Origin of the sequence: Terrimonas pollutisoli (assembly GCF_029360765.1) — a bacterium.
In the GTDB taxonomy this organism is placed as follows: Bacteria; Bacteroidota; Bacteroidia; order Chitinophagales; family Chitinophagaceae; genus Terrimonas_B; species Terrimonas_B pollutisoli.
Map to the genome: position 1 here is coordinate 166,890 of NZ_JARKNA010000007.1, position 19,436 is coordinate 186,325.

The following is a 19,436-nucleotide window of genomic DNA, read 5'->3' on the forward strand; positions in this document are numbered from 1 at the left end:
TAAAATGAAAACCAGTAACCATACGCCCAACGAGAAAATTGCTGACTACGTTCAGCGCATCCTGGTTATTGAAAATTTCAGTGTAACTACACCTTTTGTACTGCCCTTATATGCCAATGCCGCTCCTACTTTATTATTTCAAACAGCAAAAGGGCAGGTCAAAAACAATACGAACAACCTCACTTTATTTGGTCAAACCGTTTTTCCCGAATCCTTAACGCTCAAAGAGAATTTTACACTCATCGCCTATTTTTTTAAGCCATTTGCTTTGTATTCACTATTCGGCATTTCGGCACAGGAGCTCACGGATAACCCCATTGACTTAAGACTTTTGTCGCCCAAACGAACTGCCGAATTGCAGGAGCAACTGCTCAATGCCGGTTCTACCGAAATAATGATGGAACTGCTGAATGAATATGTGTATAGTTTAATTACAAAAGTTAAAACCGATTTTGAACTGATCAAATTTGCTACTTCTCAAATTGCTAAAAACCCGGGTAAGGAAATTTTACACACCCTTCAGAGTAAACTATATCTCACCGAGAGAACGTTTCAGCGAATGTTTGAAAAGAACATTGGAATCTCACCCAATTTGTTCAGGCGCATCAGCCAGTTTAATTCAGCCTTTCAGCAGTTAAACACCAAATCGGTTACCAAACTGACCGATATTGCTTTTGACAACGGGTATGCCGATCAAAGTCATTATATCCGGGCATTCAAAGAGTTCACCAACATAACACCCACTGACTACCTCCGGTTTAGCGGAAGATTATGATAAGCATTTTGTCGGTTTTGTTCTATTCCTTTCGTTGTAACGATCTCACTTTTGCTATATAATTTTAAACAACAACAAAATGACAAATCAAATTTATCCCTGCCTGTGGTTTGACGGCCAGGCGCAGGCAGCTGCAAAATTCTACTGCTCTATATTCAAAAACTCAAAAATTACAGCAGACAACCAAATGGTCGTCACTTTTGAATTGAATGGCAAAAAATTTATGGGCCTCAATGGTGGGCCGCAGTACAAATTTTCACCGGCTACTTCATTTGTGGTTGAATGTGAAACACAGGATGAAATTGATTACTACTGGGAAAAATTGGGCGAAGGTGGTATTTATAGTCAGTGCGGCTGGCTTGACGACAAATTTGGATTGTCCTGGCAAATTGTTCCCAAGGTGCTGCCCGTACTATTAAGCAATCCGGACAAGGCGCAAAACGTAATCAAAGCTTACATGAAGATGACCAAATTTAATATCGAGGCGCTGGAAAATGCCTGATACCATTTTACAGTTTGCGACGGACCTTCTCCGTATTTTTTTACGGGAAGGTCTGTCGTTTTCTTTGCAGGTATTAGTTAAAGAAGATCGTTTTATCTCCCTCTCCTGAACTAACAAATTTTCATACTTTCATTTATACGAAGGACAATTAACTCCTTAACATCATGCCAACCCTGCGAAAGCCAGATTAGCAAAACCACAAGCTATGCAGGAAAACAAAATTAGTAGCCGGTAGCACAATCCAGTTCATTTATTATTTATTACAGTCGCATTAAAACAAAAAAGATTATCTTAAAATAAAAAAAATATGCTCTCCCGTTTTTGCCTTGCAGCAGCCTGTACTATGCTGCTCATCTCCTGTGGTCAGCAAACACCGGTAGTAAAAGAAACTGAAGCAGTAAAACAGGAAATACAAAAAGCCGAAAAAGATTTTGAAACAATGGCAGCTGAAAAAGGAATAGCCGAAGCATTTTGGTTTTATGCTGACTCCAATGCCGTGATCAAGCGCAACAATGACAGCCTTATTCATACAAAAGAAGGGATTAAAAATTTTTACGCCGCAGATTTTTATAAAACCGCTTCGGTAAAATGGTCACCAGATTTTATTGATGTGTCACCAGATGGAAATATGGCATATACCTATGGGAAATATCTTTGGCAATCGAAAGACAGCACTGGTAAGCCTCTTGAGTTTAGCGGTATTTTTCACACGGTTTGGAAACGGCAACCAGACGGCTCCTGGAAATATGTATGGGATTGACGCAGTAAACTATCACTTATTCATAAGCTGATTTGAGCTCCAGTATAATGGGAGGAAGCTATGATTTTGCAAAGAACAAATCATTTATAAAAAGGTAGACAATCCCAGACATAAAATTTTTGTTCGTTTCTGGATTGAAAAAGAGGTTCAGGAGGGAAAAGAGAATATCTTTAAAAAAAAATAGCCTAATAGATGAAATTAAGAGTATTTATCTATCTCTTTTTCGCATTATCGGTCCTCGCCTGCAAACAAAAAAATAATAATGTTTCTATAATTGGAAAATGGGAATATCAGACATTAGAAAGTCATTCTGGGCAAAAAATAAACTTACAGGACCCGTCGATAAGTGTAATTCACGAAAGTAACAAAGGACTAATTCTTTCATTTAACCAGGACAACACATTTAAAGTTTCAAAAAACAATTCCGGGAGTGAAATGGTAGTATCGGGAGGGACTTATAATGTTTCAACTGATAAAAAAACAATTTCAACCCAAGCATCAGACGGGGACGAAGCAATTTTTTCTATCATTGATTTAACATCGGAAAATCTTAAAGTAAGCATCAATAGTACAAGCGAAGAATATCTTGTGTTTAAAAAAATGACTAAGTAACTATTATTACACTGCTCACTATGATGCTGGCTCATAACCATCCTGATCTCCTGAAAAAATAATACAACAAGCAGCAGGCAACGATCGTGAAGGCAATAACACCATAATAACCATAGTGCCAATCCAACTCCGGCATAAACTTAAAGTTCATACCGTAGAACCCGGCTATCATGGTTGGCACCGCGATGATAGCGGCCCAGCCGGCAAATTTTTTAGAAGTATCATTTTGTGAAATGGAGATCAATGAAAAATTTGCCTCCAGCGCCGTGCTCAGCAACTCTCTTGTGTTGTCTACCATTTCATTGATGCGGATCGCATGATCATAGATATCCCGGAAATAGGGTTGTGTTTCATTGGAAATACACTTTATATCAAATCGCATCAGTCGTGTACAAATATCCATTAGTGGCGACACAGCTCTCTTCACTTCAAGCAGCTCTCTTTTCAACTGGTAGATTTGTTCTGTTGTTTCCCGGCTTGGTCTTTCTTTAAATATCTTGTCTTCCAAAACCTCCAGTGCCGACTCCAATTCATGCACCACGGGAAAATACCGGTCGACAATAAAATCCATGATTGCATACAACACAAAGCCCTGTCCCTTACTCAGCAATTCCGGCATCGATTCACATCTTTGACGGACATCTACATAAGCGACAGTTGATCCATGCCGGACGCTAACAATAAAATTGGTTCCCACAAAAAAATGGGTTTCGCCAAATTCAGTATGTTGCTCAGCGTTGATATTAGCTGTACGTAGCACTACAAAAATAGAATCGCCATACAATTCAATTTTCGGCCGCTGGTGGGCACGGTGAGCATCTTCAATGGCCAGATCGTGCAAGCCGAACTCCCGCTGCACTTTGCCCAATATTTCACCGGATGGTTCGTGCAACCCGACCCATATAAACTTGTCGGTTTCTTTCAGTACTTCATGAATCTTGTCGAGCTCAATATCGGCCAGTCGTTTACCGCCGGAGTAGGCGGCGCAATTGATAATCTCTTTCATGGCAGTGAAGTTGAATGTATCAATATGGTTTGCTCTGGTAAGTTCGGAAAATAAACAGAGAAGATCAATTTAAAACCCTCTCTCCTTTTGTCGCAATGCCATAGGCATAATAGTTGTAGCGCTGGTCAAAAACAGTTGTATGATACGCAAATTAAAATCCGGAGAATACAGATTGTATTCGATAAAGAAAGACCCAAGGACAAATAAACGCCGTAACCTTGGCACTTTTTCATCATTGGCAGCCGCCAAAAAACATGAAAGAGAAATACAGTATTTTAAACGGCATAAATAGCTAATAAACCGGCTACTCATCAAATTAAGTTATCGTTAAAACCCACCTGTTATTTTATGAGCGGTAGAGGGTTCAGCCTGCTTTCCCGTGTAATGGCATAGAAATTGCGCGGTTCCTGAAGCCATCAGTTTCTCCTCCAGCTATCGGTTATCATTCATTTTTTAATCTTCTAAATTTCACAGTGTATGAAAAAACTATTGCTGACCTTATTGATGGGTGGATTCATCTTTGCTGCTGCCAATGCCCAGGATCAAAAAGTCAAAGAAGACTGGGATAAAAAAGTTAAAACAGAATTGGCACTTACTGATGAGCAGGTGGCAAAGTACGATGCCGTTAGCAAAGAATACGGCGAAAAAATAGATGCCATCATGAAGGATGCTTCGCTGACAAAAGAAGCTCAAAAAGAAAAAAAGATGGAACTGAAAAAAGAAAAACAGGCCAAGCTGTTTGAATTTTTCACCCCGGAGCAACAAACAAAATACAAGGACCTGATAGAAAAAAAGAAAGCTGAAAAACCAGTGGAAAAACAACCAGCCCAATAAAAAACCTGTTTGATCTTACAGAGCCGGCTTAACAACCGGCTTTTAAAATTTACTCCGCAAGTTTTTCCATCCATATTTTAGCTGCAGCAGCGAATCATCATTCATTTCACAGGCAGGATTTCTCTTTACTCCTGAAATAAAGCGAAGACCCCGGTAAAAAACCCGGGGTCTTCGCTTGTGAACATGTGGACACAAAAAATTTCCTGCAGTGACTTTAAATATTTTTTCAACTATTAACCAATGGTATCCCGGTCATAAACCCTTTTGTCAAGCATCACAGTTTAATTTTGATTTGTATGCCTGGGCAACCAGATAGCTATGATTTATAGTTTAGGATTTTTTGTTCCTGCAAATAAGAGCAATTGATTATTTCGGATTCTTTACCGGTGCGCTGCCAGCCGAAGGTGGATTATATACCAATTCATTGTCCGGAACATCCCAATAATCCAGGAAATTGTATTCAATAGTTGCATTGGTATTCACTGCACCGCTACCGGTGATCACTACCGCACCTGTTCTTCCACCGCCTTCTGATACAGGGTTAATAATTCCCCAACGACGTGCATCATAGAAGGATAATCCAATAAAAGGCAAGGCCACCCTTCTTTCTCTTCTTAATTCTTCTTTGGCTTCCGTCAATGTAAGGCCCGTACCACTAACAGCAGACAATCCTGCACCCTGCGAATTACGCACTGCATCTATAAGCGCCAATCCTGCATCTATACTGCCTGTATAAATCAAAGCTTCAGCTTTCATCAATTCATTTTCTTCGAAGCTGCCGGCAAGAAAAGTTTCCTCGCCACCCGCATCTGTATTTGTATACACCTTAACCCCTGCAAGACCGGTGCCCTTATTGATTAACCGGTAACGGGTGTTAAACACATGTCCCCGGTCACCGTTGCCAATCCATGTAACTGTTTGTGCTACATTATTGGCAAGACGTTTATCTCCTGGTTTAAAATCCTGTACTAAACGTTCACTTAATTTATAGGTATTACCCCCGGCCAATGCACTTTGAACTTTGGAAGCTACAGTGCCGCTGGTGGCAGAAAGAAAATCACCTGCGGTATTTGACCTTCCTGTAAATACTTTATCAGTGGCCAGAACACCATCATTGGTGAGAGTAAGAATAGAAGTCCACTGGTCCGCCGTCATAGTAGCAACCGGTGTGTTTACTAATATGTTCCTTGCTTTTAAGGTATTAATATTTCTTTTCCACATATCAGTGGTTAAAATGCCACCTTTACCCACCTGGCAAAAACTTGGGATCAATTTACCCAATACTTCATTATAAGCCGTAACAGTTGTAACGGTATTTAAAGCGGCCGTTGCTAAATCAAGTACCCTATTCGATTCTGATATAATGGCTTCTTTAGTTACATAATTAGCATTGGTTTTACCTGCGGTATTATTAACAATTGCACCATCTGAATTATTAATTACACCTGCGTAATAAATAGACCCGATACGGGCATAAGCAAATCCCTTCCACCAATAGGCCCATGCCTGGATGGTAGCTTTTTTTGTTGCTGCTTCTGACAAGAAGCTGGTTTTTTCAACAGTATATAATATAGTGTTGCAGGCATTGATCATGGAATACATATAAGCCCACTCATAATAAAGCGTATTTTGTCCCTGGTTACTGTTGAAATTAACAACATTGCGGACTAACGCCTTTTGTGTATTAGGTGAATTGGGATTAAGCACTACAGTACCATTATCAAGAGTAACTTTATCAGGGCAACCTATCTGGTTAATAAATGCATTGGCAGCCTCCACTTGTATGGCATCCCCCATCATTTCATGAAAACCAATAGCCCCAGACCAGAAAAACCCATAAACACCGTCTGAATATTTAAGGTCCCTGAACCCATTTCTATAAATACCTCCCTGAGCCAGAGCAATAGTACCCGCTTCGGTGATAGCACTTTCAGGAATAGGTTGATTCGGATTTTTTACTTCTAATTGTTTTTTGCAGGAAATAATACTGCTAAAAAGTATTGTTGCAAAAAATATAATTTGTATTTTTTTCATTGTCTTATCGTTTTAATTGTTAGAAGCCTACATTTATTCCTACCTGGTAAGACCTGAGATTGGGTACTGTATTATGATCCACACCCCTGTCAAAAGCAGAATTACTGGTTCCGGAACTTATTTCAGGGTCGAAACCTGTGTATTTTGTAAAGGTCACCAGGTTGCGGGCCATCAACACAAGCTGCAATCGTTGGATCAAAGGGCTGTTAATGATTTTTGCCAGGTCATACGCAACAGAAAGGTTTCTTAACCTTAAAAAAGACGCATCCTCATAAAAATAGTTCTTGGTACCATTAGCTTGCACCTGTGCATAAACGCCGCGGTAAAAAGCTGTGTAAGCGCCGGTCTGCCCATCTATTGTTACCGGGTCGGCATAATCTCTATGGATACCATCCCTGTACATCCATTCTTTTGTCTGGTTATACAAGTGACTGCCATATACCCAATCCCACTGCATGGAAAGAATAAGATTGTTTTCAAAGCTCACATCATTAATAAAGGACATATTAAACTTTGGATTAGGATCACCAAAGCTTACTTTCCCCGGTGTTACAAATGGTTGTTTTGTTGCTTTATCAACCACCCAGCCATTGCTGGCTACGGTATAGTTAGCCTGCAAATTTTTAGCTATGTAAGGATTGCCGCCCGGATCTAACTGGTCCACCGCATGAAGTAATAAGTTTCCATACAACTGGCCGATTTTTTCTCCGGCTTTCAACACATAATTACTGCTGCCGGCATTTGATAATACTACTATTTCTGTTCCACCCTTAACAGAAGTGATTTTTGAGCTCTGTTTACTGAAATTGCTGGTAAAACCCCAGGTGATATTTTTGCTTTTTAATACATTAGTATTCAAAGAAGCCTGAAACCCGGTGGAGGCTAAACCAAATGCATTATCTCTAATTGTACCGATTCCTGTGCTAGCCGGAAGGTCAACATTATATATAGCATTATCTGTACTGCGGTCCCAATAAGTAGCTGAAATATTAATACTACTTAACCAAGCCCCTTTCAGTCCCCGAAAGGTCATATCCGTACCTATTTCAAATTCTTTTGAAACTTCTACGTCAAGGTTAGGATTAGGATTGCTTGTTGGAAATGTAAATGCGACATTAGAACCTAAGTTAACTGTATTGAGAACTAAGTAGCGGTCAAAAGGCCTTGGCTGAATACCTGCTTCTCCATACGCTGCCCTTAATTTAAACTCGGATAAAACGTTACCCATTTTGCCATCTTTCCAAAAACCAAAAGAAGAAAGCCGGAGATATGCGTCGCCGCGGGGGAAAGTAAAAGGTTTTGAACCACCACCAAATGCAGAAGAGTAGTCACTTCTGATACCTCCTGAAATACCCGCAATTTCGCCATATTCAAAACGCTGGTTTGCCAAATAACCATAGGTAACAAATGGTTCAGTATAGTCAGACTGGATACGGTAAGTAACCATCTGGCTGGCGGTATATGGGGTATAAAAAGGGGCGTCAGCACCCCAGGTAATATATTGCTTGAATACGTTTTTACGATAGTCGAAAGCAAATAATGTCGTTGTTTTTATGGGAATATTAATATTGAAATCTTGCTTAAAATCTGTATTAAAAGTGGCAGTACTTATAAAATTCTGGAAGGTGGTTCTGTACCTGAAATTATCAATTGAACCGGACGTCCCTACTGATGGTGTGGGTGCATAATTTCCTGTCCACCACCGGGTGCCCCAGAATTTTGCGCTGGCATTATCGTCCTGCGGCTTTACATCATAAATAACATCCTGTGTCTGGTGGTTTAAACCATACTTCACATCTAACTCGACAAACCGCATAGGTTTGTAATTAAGATTGAAATTCTGAACGACATCAATTTTATTATCCAGGTTGCTGGAGTATTGAGTCCTGTAATTGGGGTTATACCCGTTAACGCCTGTAGCATCGCCAAAATAATAGCCATAATTTCCATCGGGCATTTGGTAATCATAGTTGGCAAATGGCCTGGAGTTGTTTAAGGCAAAAATGATACCCCTGCCGGTGGCATCGTTTAAAGTATTCCTGGTATATACTAATTGGGTAATGCTCCTGAACTTTAAATTTTTTGCCAACTCAACACCAAGATTCGAAAGCAGGTTGGAACGGGAATATTTTCCATTATTTCTGAATGTGCTGGTTTGCCTGTTATCAGAAACGGCGAAACTGAAATCCATTTTTTCCTTTGCACCTGAAATAGTAATGGAATTATTAGTGGTATAGGCTGTTTCAAAAAACATTTTATAGTGGTCATAATACTGCAGGTTTTTATCATAGAGTTTGCTGGTTGTTGTAGTTGGGTCAACCAGGTTCACCTGTACGTTTTCCCTGTAGACACTGATAGCAGGATCCAACGCAATAAGGTTTCCTGAAGAGGCAATTACTTCTCCGTTTGCATTGGTTGTAAAAGGATGCAGGCGGGCTTTGCTTACATCCCCTTCGTTTAACATAGTGTTCATCGAAGCATTGGAAGAAATATCAATCCTTATTTTTCCGGCTTTCCCTTTTTTAGAAAACAACTGAATGACCCCATTGGCTCCTTGCGCACCATATATAGTGGCAGCCGCTGCTCCCTGAACAACTTCAATTCTTTCTATACCGCTTAAGTCAAGCGAATTCAGATCCGTTGCCCTTACTTCGAGACCGTCTAATAAGATCATGGGAGAGGTACCCCGGTTAATAGTATTGATACCCCGTAGCAAAATATTTGTGGGTCTGCCGGGTGAGCCATTCGTACTGCTGATTTGAGCCCCGGCAATTTTACCTACCAGCGCCTGGTCAACAGAAGCCGTCGGCGCCGATGGCAGTTTATCGGCAGAAATTGATTCAACAGAAATACCCAACTTCTTTTTACTTGTTGCAATGCCCGTACCTGTAACCACCACCTCACTCAATGCCTGGCTACCTTCTTTCAGCGCAATACTAAGTAATCCAGAACTACCTACAGCCACTTCCTGCTGATCAAAACCTACACTGGAAACAACCAGTTTAGCACCGGGTTTTACCTTCATTTTAAATCCACCGTTGGTATCTGTGACCGTGCCTGACCTCGAGCCTTTTTCCTGCACCGTGGCTCCCGGAATAGGAAGATCTTTACTGTCTGTTACTTTACCGGAAATTTCTACTGTTTGCGTCCATGCTGTTTGCACAATACATAGCATGCTGCAAACCGTGACGATTAGCAGTTTTCTCATGTGATTTTTTGTTTTGGTGAATAAATAAAATCCGGAGTATCACTTAGCCTGCTGATACTTCAGATTTCTATAATAGCTTCTCACGGGAACAATAAACCTGTCCCGGCATAATTATTTTTACCAGATTTTTTTAGTAGCTAACAAATACGATCCCTGCCCGGCGTTTTATTCATTTTGCCAGGAATGAGGATCAGTGCAAGCATTTAGCAAGGATAAGTTCTATGGCGTTTTGCTCGTTAGCGGGAATGATTATTATATGTGCAGCTCATCGTTGTACCGGGCGAATGCCCTATAAAAAAATATTACTTCTTACTAAATAATAAATGAGGCAAGTGCAGATGAAGATACAAAACGAATAGACATACTGAAAAAAAATTTCACGATTTCATAACGGCCATCTCTCTTTATTGAATTTTATGTTCAAAAGTTCTATCAAAATCTTTTTCAAAAGATTTACTTTGTTACTTACTGCGTCATTCAGAAATTTCTGAATTAGTAAGTGCTTGTTTTTTTAAGACTCGTCATTGTACAGTTTACGGTAACTGCTGAGTTTATCCAGCTCAAGTATTGTAGTCTTTCCATCCTCGCTTTCGTGATACATGGTCGCAAATTTTGCATCGAAGATTATTTCATCGTAAGTATAAGAAGTACGCTGAATAACCGTAGTGGAATACACATCATCAAAGCCTCCCACTTGTACATATATTTCTACATCCGCTGCCCGATAATCTTCTTCTGTTAATCCCAATAAAGGGCTATTTTCATCAATAGGATGCACTACGGTCCAGTTCATCATCAGCGTATCTACCCGGCTTCTTTCCAATGGCAGTTCATAAAACTTATAACTCAGTTTTTCATTTTCCTGCACCTGCAACGCCAAATTCACTTTTATCACAGCATCTGTAAGATTATGATTGTCCTTATAAGATGCAATGCGAAACATCAGCGCCTTTTTATCCTGGTAAGGCGCTATCAATGCATGATCGCTAAAGGCAATATGCGATTTGGGCCTGGCAAATCTTCCATAAATAAGACCCGTGGCTACAGCAAATGAAAGAAAACCACCCATGGCTTCGATAGCAGCCACCATATTGGCAGCATCACCAACAGGATTCACCCGTCCATATCCCACCGTGGTAAAAGTTTCTGCACTAAAAAAATAAAGCTCTTTAAATTCCTGCCAGTCATTAGAAGCAATGATTCCGGTAAAACCACTTGCGCCGATCAAGTAATAAATGATTGCAAAAAACAAATTGATAGTAAGAAAAAACAAAACAATTACCGTAACGAATTTCCATAGCGGCATATTCAGCATGGTATGAAAAAGACTAAACCTGTCCCAAGCCGAAACACCGGTTTTTTTAAGATTATAGCTGCCGTCGCGGTTGATAAAACGGCCGCCAAAACTGTTTACATTGGTTCCAAAACCAGTATCGTTGTTGGTTCTCGAAAAGGGATTGATTCGCTTCAGTACAGACATAAATGATAATTGTATTAAACAACAAAATAGAAAAAAACAAGTTCGCTTTTCTTCGTTACATCAATGAAGGTATATTTGGTTTATGAAATTAAAAGTATTGCTGACGGGTGCGACGGGTATGGTGGGTGAAGGTGTATTGCATGAATGTCTGCAACATGAGCAGGTTGAAAAAATATTGGTGATCAATCGCAGGTCTTGTGGTGTGCAACATCCCAAACTGGAAGAGATCATACACGAAGATTTTTTTGATATCAATCCTATAGCAGACCAATTGGCCGGCTATACTACCTGTCTTTTTTGCCTGGGTGTTTCTTCCGTTGGAATGAAAGAATCCGACTATCATCGCCTCACCTACACACTTACTTTATCTTTTGCTGAAACAGTAGTGAAAAAAAATCCTGCTATGGTGTTTTGTTACATCTCGGGTCGCGGTACAGACAGCACAGAAAAAGGCAGGCTGATGTGGGCGAGGGTTAAAGGCAAGACAGAAAATGATTTAATGACACTGCCCTTCAAAAATGTCTATGCTTTCAGGCCGGGGTACATGCACCCGACAAAAGGATTAAAAAACACCTTGAAAGGGTACAAATATTTGGGCTGGTTGTATCCATTTCTCAGAGTCTTTTTCCCGAAGTCCGTGTCAACCCTGAAGGAGCTTGGGCTGGCCATGATCCGGGTTGGACTGAATGGATACTCAAAAAACATCATCGAAGTAAAAGATATCGTACAACTGGCAAGAGAAAACATAGCCGCCAGTGTTCCAACAAAGTAAATTGGCAAAACCCGAATGAATAAAGTCGTTACCATAAAAAAAGTCTCACCTGGCTCTGCAGAAGCGCAATTGATGTCGGCTGCCTTGTGGGAGGAAATTCAAAGCCGCTATGGTTTCGAAGCTCCCAATCCATTCGACGTTGCTTCATTTGCGGCTGGCAATGCCGGTTTTTGGATTGCCAGCGATGCTGCTGACAAACCGGTGGGCAGCATTGCCATTGCACCATTAAACAACACCGAAAGTGAAATCGATATGATGTATGTTTCACCTGGCTACCGTGGTTGTGGCATTGCTCAAAAACTAATGGCAGCTGCTGTAAAGCATGCAAAAGAAAATAATTTCATCCTGCTAAAACTCAGGGCAGGTGCTCCTCAACCCGAAGCACTTCGTTTTTACGAAAAGGAGGGATTTACCCGAATCCCCGCATTCGGTAAATGGGTGGACGATTCTACGGCTATCTGTTTTGAAAAAAAGATTGGCTAATCATAATACCAGTTTATATCCTGCCACGGTAATTTATTTACGGACGTCAATCTGTACCTGCATTAAGGCTGCCAACTATCGAAAATTTTCGATCGTATTCATCAGCCAGCCGTCAAAGCAGGAGCAAATCTCACCGGGTAAATACTCCCAGGCGAGTATGAATCCCGCCCTTATTTCAACGTTTTTCCAAGTGCATACACCTATAAAATTTTTCTATACCCCATTAGAATCATGGGGAGCCTGCTGATGCTAAAATTTAGTAAACTTTAATAATCAACACTTTATTTTCAATATAGCAACTTTTCAAAAAAAATTGCAGAAAATACTATGACAACTGCGAAGTTTTACCTTGTTTTACCTTCGATTTGATCACGTACTAAATCCAAACTATGAAACTAACTGTACACACAATTTTAGCTATTACCTTCTCCTTATTCAGCAACAACTCCTTTTCACAGGTCAGTATTCAGTCTACCAAAGGTTATAGCGTAAACGTTTATGTGGAGCCGGTAGCCCTCGTTATCAATGCAAAAAGTTGCCCGTCGGGATATAATTACAATCTTCTCCTGAACTACGTTATTACTTATACTGGTAGCAATATTCCCAAAAATCTTCATACCCTGCAGGGCACTGTTACCAATAGCTCAGTATCGCATTCTTTTAAGCTCCCTAATAAACAAGGAACAGGCTCAGTAGTTTCCCACTCTAATGTATGGAGAACTGTCAGTGATTGTGCCACTGCTACACTCAGTACTATGTCACTAAAAACAATAAATATTGAAATAGAAGGTGACGGTATTAGTCATCAGGTTGTTTCCTATGCTTTTGCCGGTATTCTCCCGGTAAAGATGGTTAGTTTTTCGGCCGTGCCCGAACAGCAAAAAGTGAAGCTGCAATGGCAAACAGCCACGGAGATCAATAATGATTTTTTTACGGTAGAGCGTTCCGCAGGTAATAATGAATGGACTGCTATTAAGACCGTAAAGGGTGCAGGAAACTCAGCGGAAGAAAAAAACTATGAAGTATATGACAATGCCCCTGTAACAGGCACCCTGCACTACCGCATTAAACAAACTGATCACGATGGGAAGACAAGTTATTCAGAAACCAGGACGGTAAAATATGTTTCTGCTTCGAACAGCGTATCTCTTTACCCGGTTCCCAACACTGGCAATACGATTAGCATGACCGGTATCACCGATTACAAAAATTACGAGCTGGCATTATTAAACACCGCAGGAAACTTACTTTACACTACTGTCATTTCAAAAACCAGTGTTGAATTACCTTCTTTGCCAAAAGGCATCTATTTTATCCGAATCACCAACAAGCTGACAGCAGAAGCCACCAACCTTCGCTATGTCAAAATTTGATTTCTTAGAAATCGTTCCCGTTCCACCAAGACAAATCAAGGGTCTCTTTCCAGAGATCCTTTTTTGTTATAATGAATAGCAAGATTTCTAAACCCCGCCGGTTCACCGCATTTTAGTTTTGTCAATAAATTAGAAATAACATGAAAGAGCATTTATTGACAACACTGGAAAACTCAAAAAACTACACCCTGGCAGTAGCGGAAGCAATGCCTGAAAAAAACTATTCCTTCAAACCTGCTGCTCCCGTCTGGAGTTTCTTAGAACAATTACACCATATCGGCTATGGCATTAGCTGGTGGCAGGATAATTACATTCTAGGTGTAAAAACAGATTGGTCACCTACTGCCGTAAGCAAAGACAAAAAAGAAGTGATAGACTATCTCCATAAAAATTATGATAGCCTAAAGCAATTAATAACAAAAGGTGAAGTGGATGAAAATTTCATCAAAGGATTCCAGGCAACAATAGACCATATCACGCATCATCGCGGACAAGCAATCGCCTACCTTCGTTGCAATGGGATTAATGCCCCTGAATATGTTTTTTGATGTTTATACGCCGCCTAAAAAGGTGCGAAGCTGGTTAAAGTTTTGACTGGCCCTCAGTTTAGTGATGGCTTTGTCTTTGATCTGTCTTACTCTTTCAGGTGTAATATCGAAGCGCTGGCTGATATCCTCGAGGCTAAGCGGATAATCAACACCGATTCCGAAAAAGTAACAGATCATTTTTTTATGCCGTTCGGGAAGTGTTTGCAGGGATCTTTCGATCTCCATCTTTAATGATTCTGCATGATGCACTTTTAGATCGGTTTTTTCTGCGTTGTGATTTTCGAGTGTGTCAAGCAGGCTGCCATCATCTTCATCCGAAAAAGGCGTATCCAGGCTCACATGATGATCTTTCATATCCATCTGTGCTGCCACATCAGCGGGATCCATTTCCAGGAACTCGGCCAACTCTTCTGCTGACGGAACTCTTCCCAGTTCCTGCTCCAGAATTGCACTGGCCTTGTGGATGCGGCCACCCAATACTACCTTGTTTAGCGGTAAACGAACCAGGCGGGCATGATCAGCAATCGCTTTAATGATGCTTTGACGGATCCACCACACAGCAAAGGAAATAAATTTAAACCCTCTTGTATCATCAAAACGCTCGACTGACTTGATCAGGCCTATATTCCCTTCATTGATCAGATCCGGCAGTGAAAGTCCCTGCCCCTGGTATTGTTTGGCCACCGATACAACAAACCGGAGATTGGCTTTTACCAGTTTGTCAAGTGCAATTTTGTCGCCTTGTTTGATACGGGCCATCAGGCACACTTCCTCTTCGGCTGAGACAAGGGGTACCCTGCCAATTTCCTGGAGGTATTTTTCCAGGCTGGGGGATTCACGGTTAGTTATAGACTTAGTGATCTTAAGCTGACGCATAAGGGGACGTTTTTTATTTTAAAATGCGATTACTTAGGATAGGACACTGTAAAGTAACGGAGACAAACAGGCGAAGAAAATAGATTAGTGTCTCATTTACATGTAATATTTGTAAAGGAGGGCTTGTAGAGTTTATGCTACAATTTTGTTAAAAAGAAATAGAAGTGAGCATCCTGAATTTGCTCGTTGAAACTTAACTATGAAGAATAATCTGTAGAGGGATGATTTTCAATGCAAGGAAGAAATATTAGTAATTTTCTATATTAAAACAACTTCAATCATTGCCTGCTTTAGCCCCGGGCAACCGGCTTTTGATCCATTTGATTTGCCCGTTGTGATTTGATTCATGTTCTACTACATGAAACCATTTGCAATAATTATTTGTAGGTTGGTTGCCGAAAAAACTTGAATCAACGGTCATCAGCCATTTATCATCCCGTTTTTTGAATTCAGCGAGTGTGGCTTCCCGTGTTGAACTGAGAATGTCCAAATAGTAATTCAGGTCATTATCCTTTATCTGCTTCCGTCCCTCATCACCAAGGTTCATCGCTGCGCCCCACTTTGCTTTTTCTGCCGCATTATAATCACTTCTTCCTTCAAAAGTATTGGCCCGGTAAAATGCTTCGGTTGCCGCCAGGTGCAACAACATGGCGCCAATGGTATTTGCCTTGGGATCGTGCAGATAATCGAGTTGGTCTTTGGTCATATCCTTTACTGACCGCAATACTACCATCCGCATCCAGTTCATCATAGATACAAGTGTCCCTATGTGAGGTGAATAGCCTTCTTTCGGTCCAATGATATGAATACTATCATCCGCCATTCGATCCATGGCCCATGTGTCTTGCGGAATAAAGGGAAGTCCGGCGAGGCTGGTAGTGATAGTAGTAGCCGTTTTAATAAAATGTCTCCGCCCTGCATTGCCCGTTGTCTTTTTCATAAGAGATTTTTAGTGAAACCGAAAACATGATCGGCAAGGGTACGCATCAACATACACCATTATTTTTCCAACAGCCCTTCTTCTTTCCATTTTTTAAATACTGCAATGGTGCTATCGCTCAATTTTTCTGTTTTCTTGAAGGGCATAAACCCTTTCTCAGTGGGGTTGAGTTCCATGCGACGGATGATCTCATCAATATCTGCCTTTACATTAGCATAATTATCGTATGCTTTTTTCTTCCCGCCTTTTTCCGGAATATGACAGGGGCTGCAATAGCCAACGATAGTTGAATGAACACTGTTTTCGTAACTCAGTTTCGGAGCAGCTTTCGCGGCTTTTTTGCCGCTGCTGCAGTAAGAAAAAACAATTGCGACAATGACTAACAATGAAAGGACAGTATACTTTCTCATGAGAGTTAAAATTTTGGTTTAATGTACAACTTGTTTTTCAAAATTGTAGCAATTTATTGGTGCCAGTAGCCTGACAATAATAAAGAATAGCTTGTATAACCTGGCGCTAAAATAACACCCGTTTCAATTCGCCACGGCGGTTCCAGGTCTTTACGGGTACATTCGAAAGCGACAAAAAATTATGCCCTCCTTATCGCAATAAATGTGGCCTTTCTTTATGCACTTTCCATACAAACTCACCAAAAATTGTATTGGCCCATGCAAACCATGCCCGGGTAAATTTCTTCGCATCATCTTTGTGAAATGACTCGTGCATAAACCCGGTGCCACCATGGCAATGCTGCAACAGGTTAAGGCATTTTTTAATTTCCGCATCACTGTTGCTGGTCAAACCCCGGATAATAATGCTCAATGGCCATATCATATCAATACCGGCATGTGGGCCACCAATTCCTTCACCCGCTTTTCCTTTGAAGAAAAATGGATTTTCCGGTGACAATAATAATTTTCTTGTATTGATATAAACGGGATCTGTGTTCTTCACCGCTCCGAGGTAAGGCAAAGATAACAGGCTTGGAATGTTCGCATCATCCATCAGGTTGTAACTACCAAAGCCATTTACTTCATACGCATACACTTTGCCAAACTGCGGGTGCGAAACAGTGGCATATTGCTTTAATGCCTGTTCCACTTCTTTTGCCAAAGCACTGCATTCATTGGAGAGAGCCGTGTCGCCATGCAATGCCTTCACCATTTCAGCAGCCTGTTTCAAACTAACCACAGCAAAGAAATTGGAAGGTATAAGGAAATTATAGATTGTGGCATCGTCACTTGGACGGAATGTGGAACAAATAAGACCAACAGGCTTTACCGGGTAGCCATAGCCTCCCAGCGGCACACCATCAGTGGCCCAGGAAGTGCTGCGTTGGAAACTGTACGGCCCATTCCCATTTTTACGTTGCTGCTCTTTAAAAGTTTTTACGACCAATGCAATCGCTTCTTTCCATTGTGCGTCGAATGCCTGTTTGTCTCCCGTGATCTTCCAGTAATGATAACTCAACCGGATGGGATAGCACAACGAATCGATCTCCCATTTGCGTTCGTGCAGGCCCGGTTTCATCTCAGTTAAATCATCCTTCCATTCGCCTCTTTTATTTTCGTCTTTATAAAAAGCATTGGCATAAGGATCTTTCAGAATGCATTTAACCTGCCGGTTGATAACACCCGTGACGAGGTGATGCAAATCCTGGTCGTTCTTCGTCAAAGTGAGATAGGGCCAAACCTGGGCCGTGCTATCCCGCAGCCACATGGCATCAATATCACCGGTGATCACATAGGTATCCGGTTTGCCATTGATCATTTCAAAATCAACTGTTGTATCCAACGTGTTGGGAAAACAGTTTTCAAACAACCAGGCGATCTCTTTATTACCTGTCTTAGCTTTTACTTCGGCAATGGCTTTTTCCACTGCCATGCTCTTGAACTTGCGTTGTGACTCAGGTATGCGTACAACCGGGAATTCATTACCATTAGCAAATGAAAGACTGGGGCGCAATAAAATGCCCGTTGTAATAACAGCAGATCGTTGCAGGAATTGTTTTCGATGCATAAGCAATTTTATTCGTTCCTTCCAAAATTAACCAGTCGTGCAAACCCGGCCAAACAGAGTTTTACCCGGATAAGGACAGGGAATTTTGGAAAAACCCTGACACCGATAGAAAAAATATTTTAATATTAGTTTCCAACAATCAAAGCGTTACAACTAAACCTCAGTTCGTCCTCAACTTTACTCAAATCATGTAAGCCGTTATTGTTTGTCAGACGATAATGGTAAATCTTTAGCCCATCAAAAAACTTTAACCTTGCCTGCCCTTCGGCAGGCTTAAACCTTATTTTTATGAAACGCAGAAGAATTACCCGGGCATCAGGATTTATCATGTTATGCTTGTTGGTTAGCAGCAGCTTTTTATTGTCCTCTTACCAGGCTAAACAAATGACAGACGATGTATGGAAAATGCTGGGCCTGTCAAAACAAGCTGGTATTGATGGCATCAAAAACAGCTTTTTGAACGGCTATCTTTATTACTATGGTGTAAAGAATGCAAAGAACCTGGCAATTAATGATCGTGCTGCTGTGGCGAAAGATTTGTTGGCTTTTACCAAAGAATATATCAGCGGCGCCGAATTTAAAAAACAATACGAGCAATTGCGAAACAGCGCCAAACCACAGGAGCCTGTGCTGAAACCTCTTCGCAGCATCGCCGAAATACAGAAAGATGAAATCGCTAAAACAGAAAAAGGAATAAAAGACGCGGAGAAAACCATGAAGGAACTGACCCCTGAAATAGCGAAAGGTGTTAAGCCTGTACTGGATATGCTTCGCAAAAATCTGAAAGACTATCAGGACCCCAATCATCAATATTTTTCATCTATCGCCATGGGCGAAAAATACCAGCAGGAAAATGATGTAAAACGATACAACGAATACCTGCAAAAATGGAAAACTGACTATCCCGAAAATATCAATGTCTTTATCGCCGACAAACTTCAAAAAATGCTCGATTATACAAAGGGTATCGATTACAATGCAGCACTAGTAGAAAAATATGGCAAGAAAAGATTTGTAAACCCCGCTTACGAAGGAAAAAGAACAGAATGGAAGCAAGGTTTCAGGGCGGGAAAGGAAGTGACCGAACCGGCAAGGGCTTTTGCGGAAGATTGGTTAAAATCGCTGAAGTAACCAGCAGACCGTTTGCAGTTGCTTTTTAATCCGCTACATAATCGAATTAAAATGAAATGCCAGCAAATGAGTTTCAAAGAAAA

General features: G+C 40.9%; 19 protein-coding genes. 11 read left to right on the plus strand and 8 right to left on the minus strand.

Translation table 11 applies throughout. The annotated features are described in order from the left end of the window. Positions 1-4 precede the first annotated feature (4 nt). From P2W73_RS14245 to P2W73_RS14260, 4 genes are all read left to right on the plus strand, one after another. Positions 5-775: a helix-turn-helix domain-containing protein gene (locus P2W73_RS14245; RefSeq protein ID WP_276502732.1), complete on the plus strand. Its 771-nt coding sequence runs from the start codon at positions 5-7 to the stop codon at positions 773-775. 79 nt (positions 776-854) lie between these two features. Further along, the gene (locus P2W73_RS14250) at positions 855-1,277 is read left to right on the plus strand and encodes a VOC family protein (protein ID WP_276502733.1); all 423 of its coding nucleotides are present in this window, start codon (positions 855-857) and stop codon (positions 1,275-1,277) included. A gap of 307 nt (positions 1,278-1,584) precedes the next feature. Then, entirely contained in the window at positions 1,585-2,037 is a 453-nt protein-coding gene (locus P2W73_RS14255; protein WP_276502734.1) for a YybH family protein, read from the plus strand. Between the two features lie 192 nt (positions 2,038-2,229). Next, complete coding sequence (locus tag P2W73_RS14260) at positions 2,230-2,649, plus strand: lipocalin family protein (RefSeq protein ID WP_276502735.1); 420 nt, start codon at positions 2,230-2,232, stop codon at positions 2,647-2,649. Positions 2,650-2,680: 31 nt separating this feature from the next. Here P2W73_RS14260 and corA read toward each other — a convergent pair whose 3' ends face one another. Continuing rightward, entirely contained in the window at positions 2,681-3,655 is a 975-nt protein-coding gene (gene corA / locus P2W73_RS14265; RefSeq protein ID WP_276502736.1) for a magnesium/cobalt transporter CorA, read from the minus strand. A 139-nt stretch (positions 3,656-3,794) separates the two neighbouring features. On the opposite strand from corA, the gene P2W73_RS14270 reads away from it, so the two are divergent. Both P2W73_RS14270 and P2W73_RS14275 read left to right on the plus strand, forming a co-directional pair. Beyond that, positions 3,795-3,947 (plus strand): hypothetical protein, encoded by a 153-nt coding sequence (locus tag P2W73_RS14270; protein ID WP_276502737.1) that lies wholly within the window; start codon positions 3,795-3,797, stop codon positions 3,945-3,947. A gap of 185 nt (positions 3,948-4,132) precedes the next feature. Beyond that, positions 4,133-4,489, plus strand: a complete 357-nt coding sequence (locus P2W73_RS14275; protein ID WP_276502738.1) for a hypothetical protein — start codon at positions 4,133-4,135, stop codon at positions 4,487-4,489. Positions 4,490-4,855: 366 nt separating this feature from the next. Here the strand turns inward: P2W73_RS14275 and P2W73_RS14280 are convergent, their stop codons facing one another. The 3 genes from P2W73_RS14280 to P2W73_RS14290 form a co-directional block, all read right to left on the minus strand. Next, positions 4,856-6,523 carry a RagB/SusD family nutrient uptake outer membrane protein gene (locus P2W73_RS14280; protein WP_276502739.1) on the minus strand — a complete coding sequence of 556 codons (1,668 nt, stop codon included), beginning with the start codon at positions 6,521-6,523 and terminating at the stop codon, positions 4,856-4,858. Between the two features lie 19 nt (positions 6,524-6,542). Continuing rightward, positions 6,543-9,731, minus strand: a complete 3,189-nt coding sequence (locus tag P2W73_RS14285; protein WP_276502740.1) for a SusC/RagA family TonB-linked outer membrane protein — start codon at positions 9,729-9,731, stop codon at positions 6,543-6,545. Between the two features lie 511 nt (positions 9,732-10,242). Beyond that, a complete protein-coding gene (locus P2W73_RS14290) occupies positions 10,243-11,211 on the minus strand; it encodes an ion channel (RefSeq protein ID WP_276502741.1) in 969 nt (322 codons plus the stop codon). An 82-nt stretch (positions 11,212-11,293) separates the two neighbouring features. On the opposite strand from P2W73_RS14290, the gene P2W73_RS14295 reads away from it, so the two are divergent. The 4 genes from P2W73_RS14295 (at position 11,294) to P2W73_RS14310 (ending at position 14,387) form a co-directional block, all read left to right on the plus strand. Continuing rightward, positions 11,294-11,983, plus strand: coding sequence for an NAD-dependent epimerase/dehydratase family protein (locus tag P2W73_RS14295; RefSeq protein WP_276502742.1), 690 nt, complete (start codon positions 11,294-11,296; stop codon positions 11,981-11,983). A 15-nt stretch (positions 11,984-11,998) separates the two neighbouring features. Then, positions 11,999-12,466 carry a GNAT family N-acetyltransferase gene (locus tag P2W73_RS14300; protein ID WP_276502743.1) on the plus strand — a complete coding sequence of 156 codons (468 nt, stop codon included), beginning with the start codon at positions 11,999-12,001 and terminating at the stop codon, positions 12,464-12,466. 389 nt (positions 12,467-12,855) lie between these two features. Next, positions 12,856-13,839, plus strand: coding sequence for a T9SS type A sorting domain-containing protein (locus tag P2W73_RS14305; protein ID WP_276502744.1), 984 nt, complete (start codon positions 12,856-12,858; stop codon positions 13,837-13,839). Positions 13,840-13,979: 140 nt separating this feature from the next. Beyond that, positions 13,980-14,387, plus strand: a complete 408-nt coding sequence (locus P2W73_RS14310; RefSeq protein ID WP_276502745.1) for a DinB family protein — start codon at positions 13,980-13,982, stop codon at positions 14,385-14,387. Positions 14,388-14,390: 3 nt separating this feature from the next. On the opposite strand, the gene P2W73_RS14315 is transcribed toward P2W73_RS14310, so the two are convergent. The 4 genes from P2W73_RS14315 to P2W73_RS14330 form a co-directional block, all read right to left on the minus strand. Beyond that, positions 14,391-15,263, minus strand: a complete 873-nt coding sequence (locus P2W73_RS14315; RefSeq protein WP_276502746.1) for a sigma-70 family RNA polymerase sigma factor — start codon at positions 15,261-15,263, stop codon at positions 14,391-14,393. Between the two features lie 274 nt (positions 15,264-15,537). Then, a complete protein-coding gene (locus tag P2W73_RS14320) occupies positions 15,538-16,203 on the minus strand; it encodes a DinB family protein (RefSeq protein WP_276502747.1) in 666 nt (221 codons plus the stop codon). 59 nt (positions 16,204-16,262) lie between these two features. Further along, positions 16,263-16,613, minus strand: a complete 351-nt coding sequence (locus tag P2W73_RS14325; protein ID WP_276502748.1) for a hypothetical protein — start codon at positions 16,611-16,613, stop codon at positions 16,263-16,265. 190 nt (positions 16,614-16,803) lie between these two features. Further along, positions 16,804-18,222 carry a glycoside hydrolase family 125 protein gene (locus tag P2W73_RS14330; protein ID WP_276502749.1) on the minus strand — a complete coding sequence of 473 codons (1,419 nt, stop codon included), beginning with the start codon at positions 18,220-18,222 and terminating at the stop codon, positions 16,804-16,806. A gap of 288 nt (positions 18,223-18,510) precedes the next feature. Between P2W73_RS14330 and P2W73_RS14335 the strand changes: the two genes are divergently transcribed. Continuing rightward, complete coding sequence (locus P2W73_RS14335; RefSeq protein WP_276502750.1) at positions 18,511-19,353, plus strand: hypothetical protein; 843 nt, start codon at positions 18,511-18,513, stop codon at positions 19,351-19,353. The last annotated feature ends 83 nt before the right edge of the window (positions 19,354-19,436 follow it).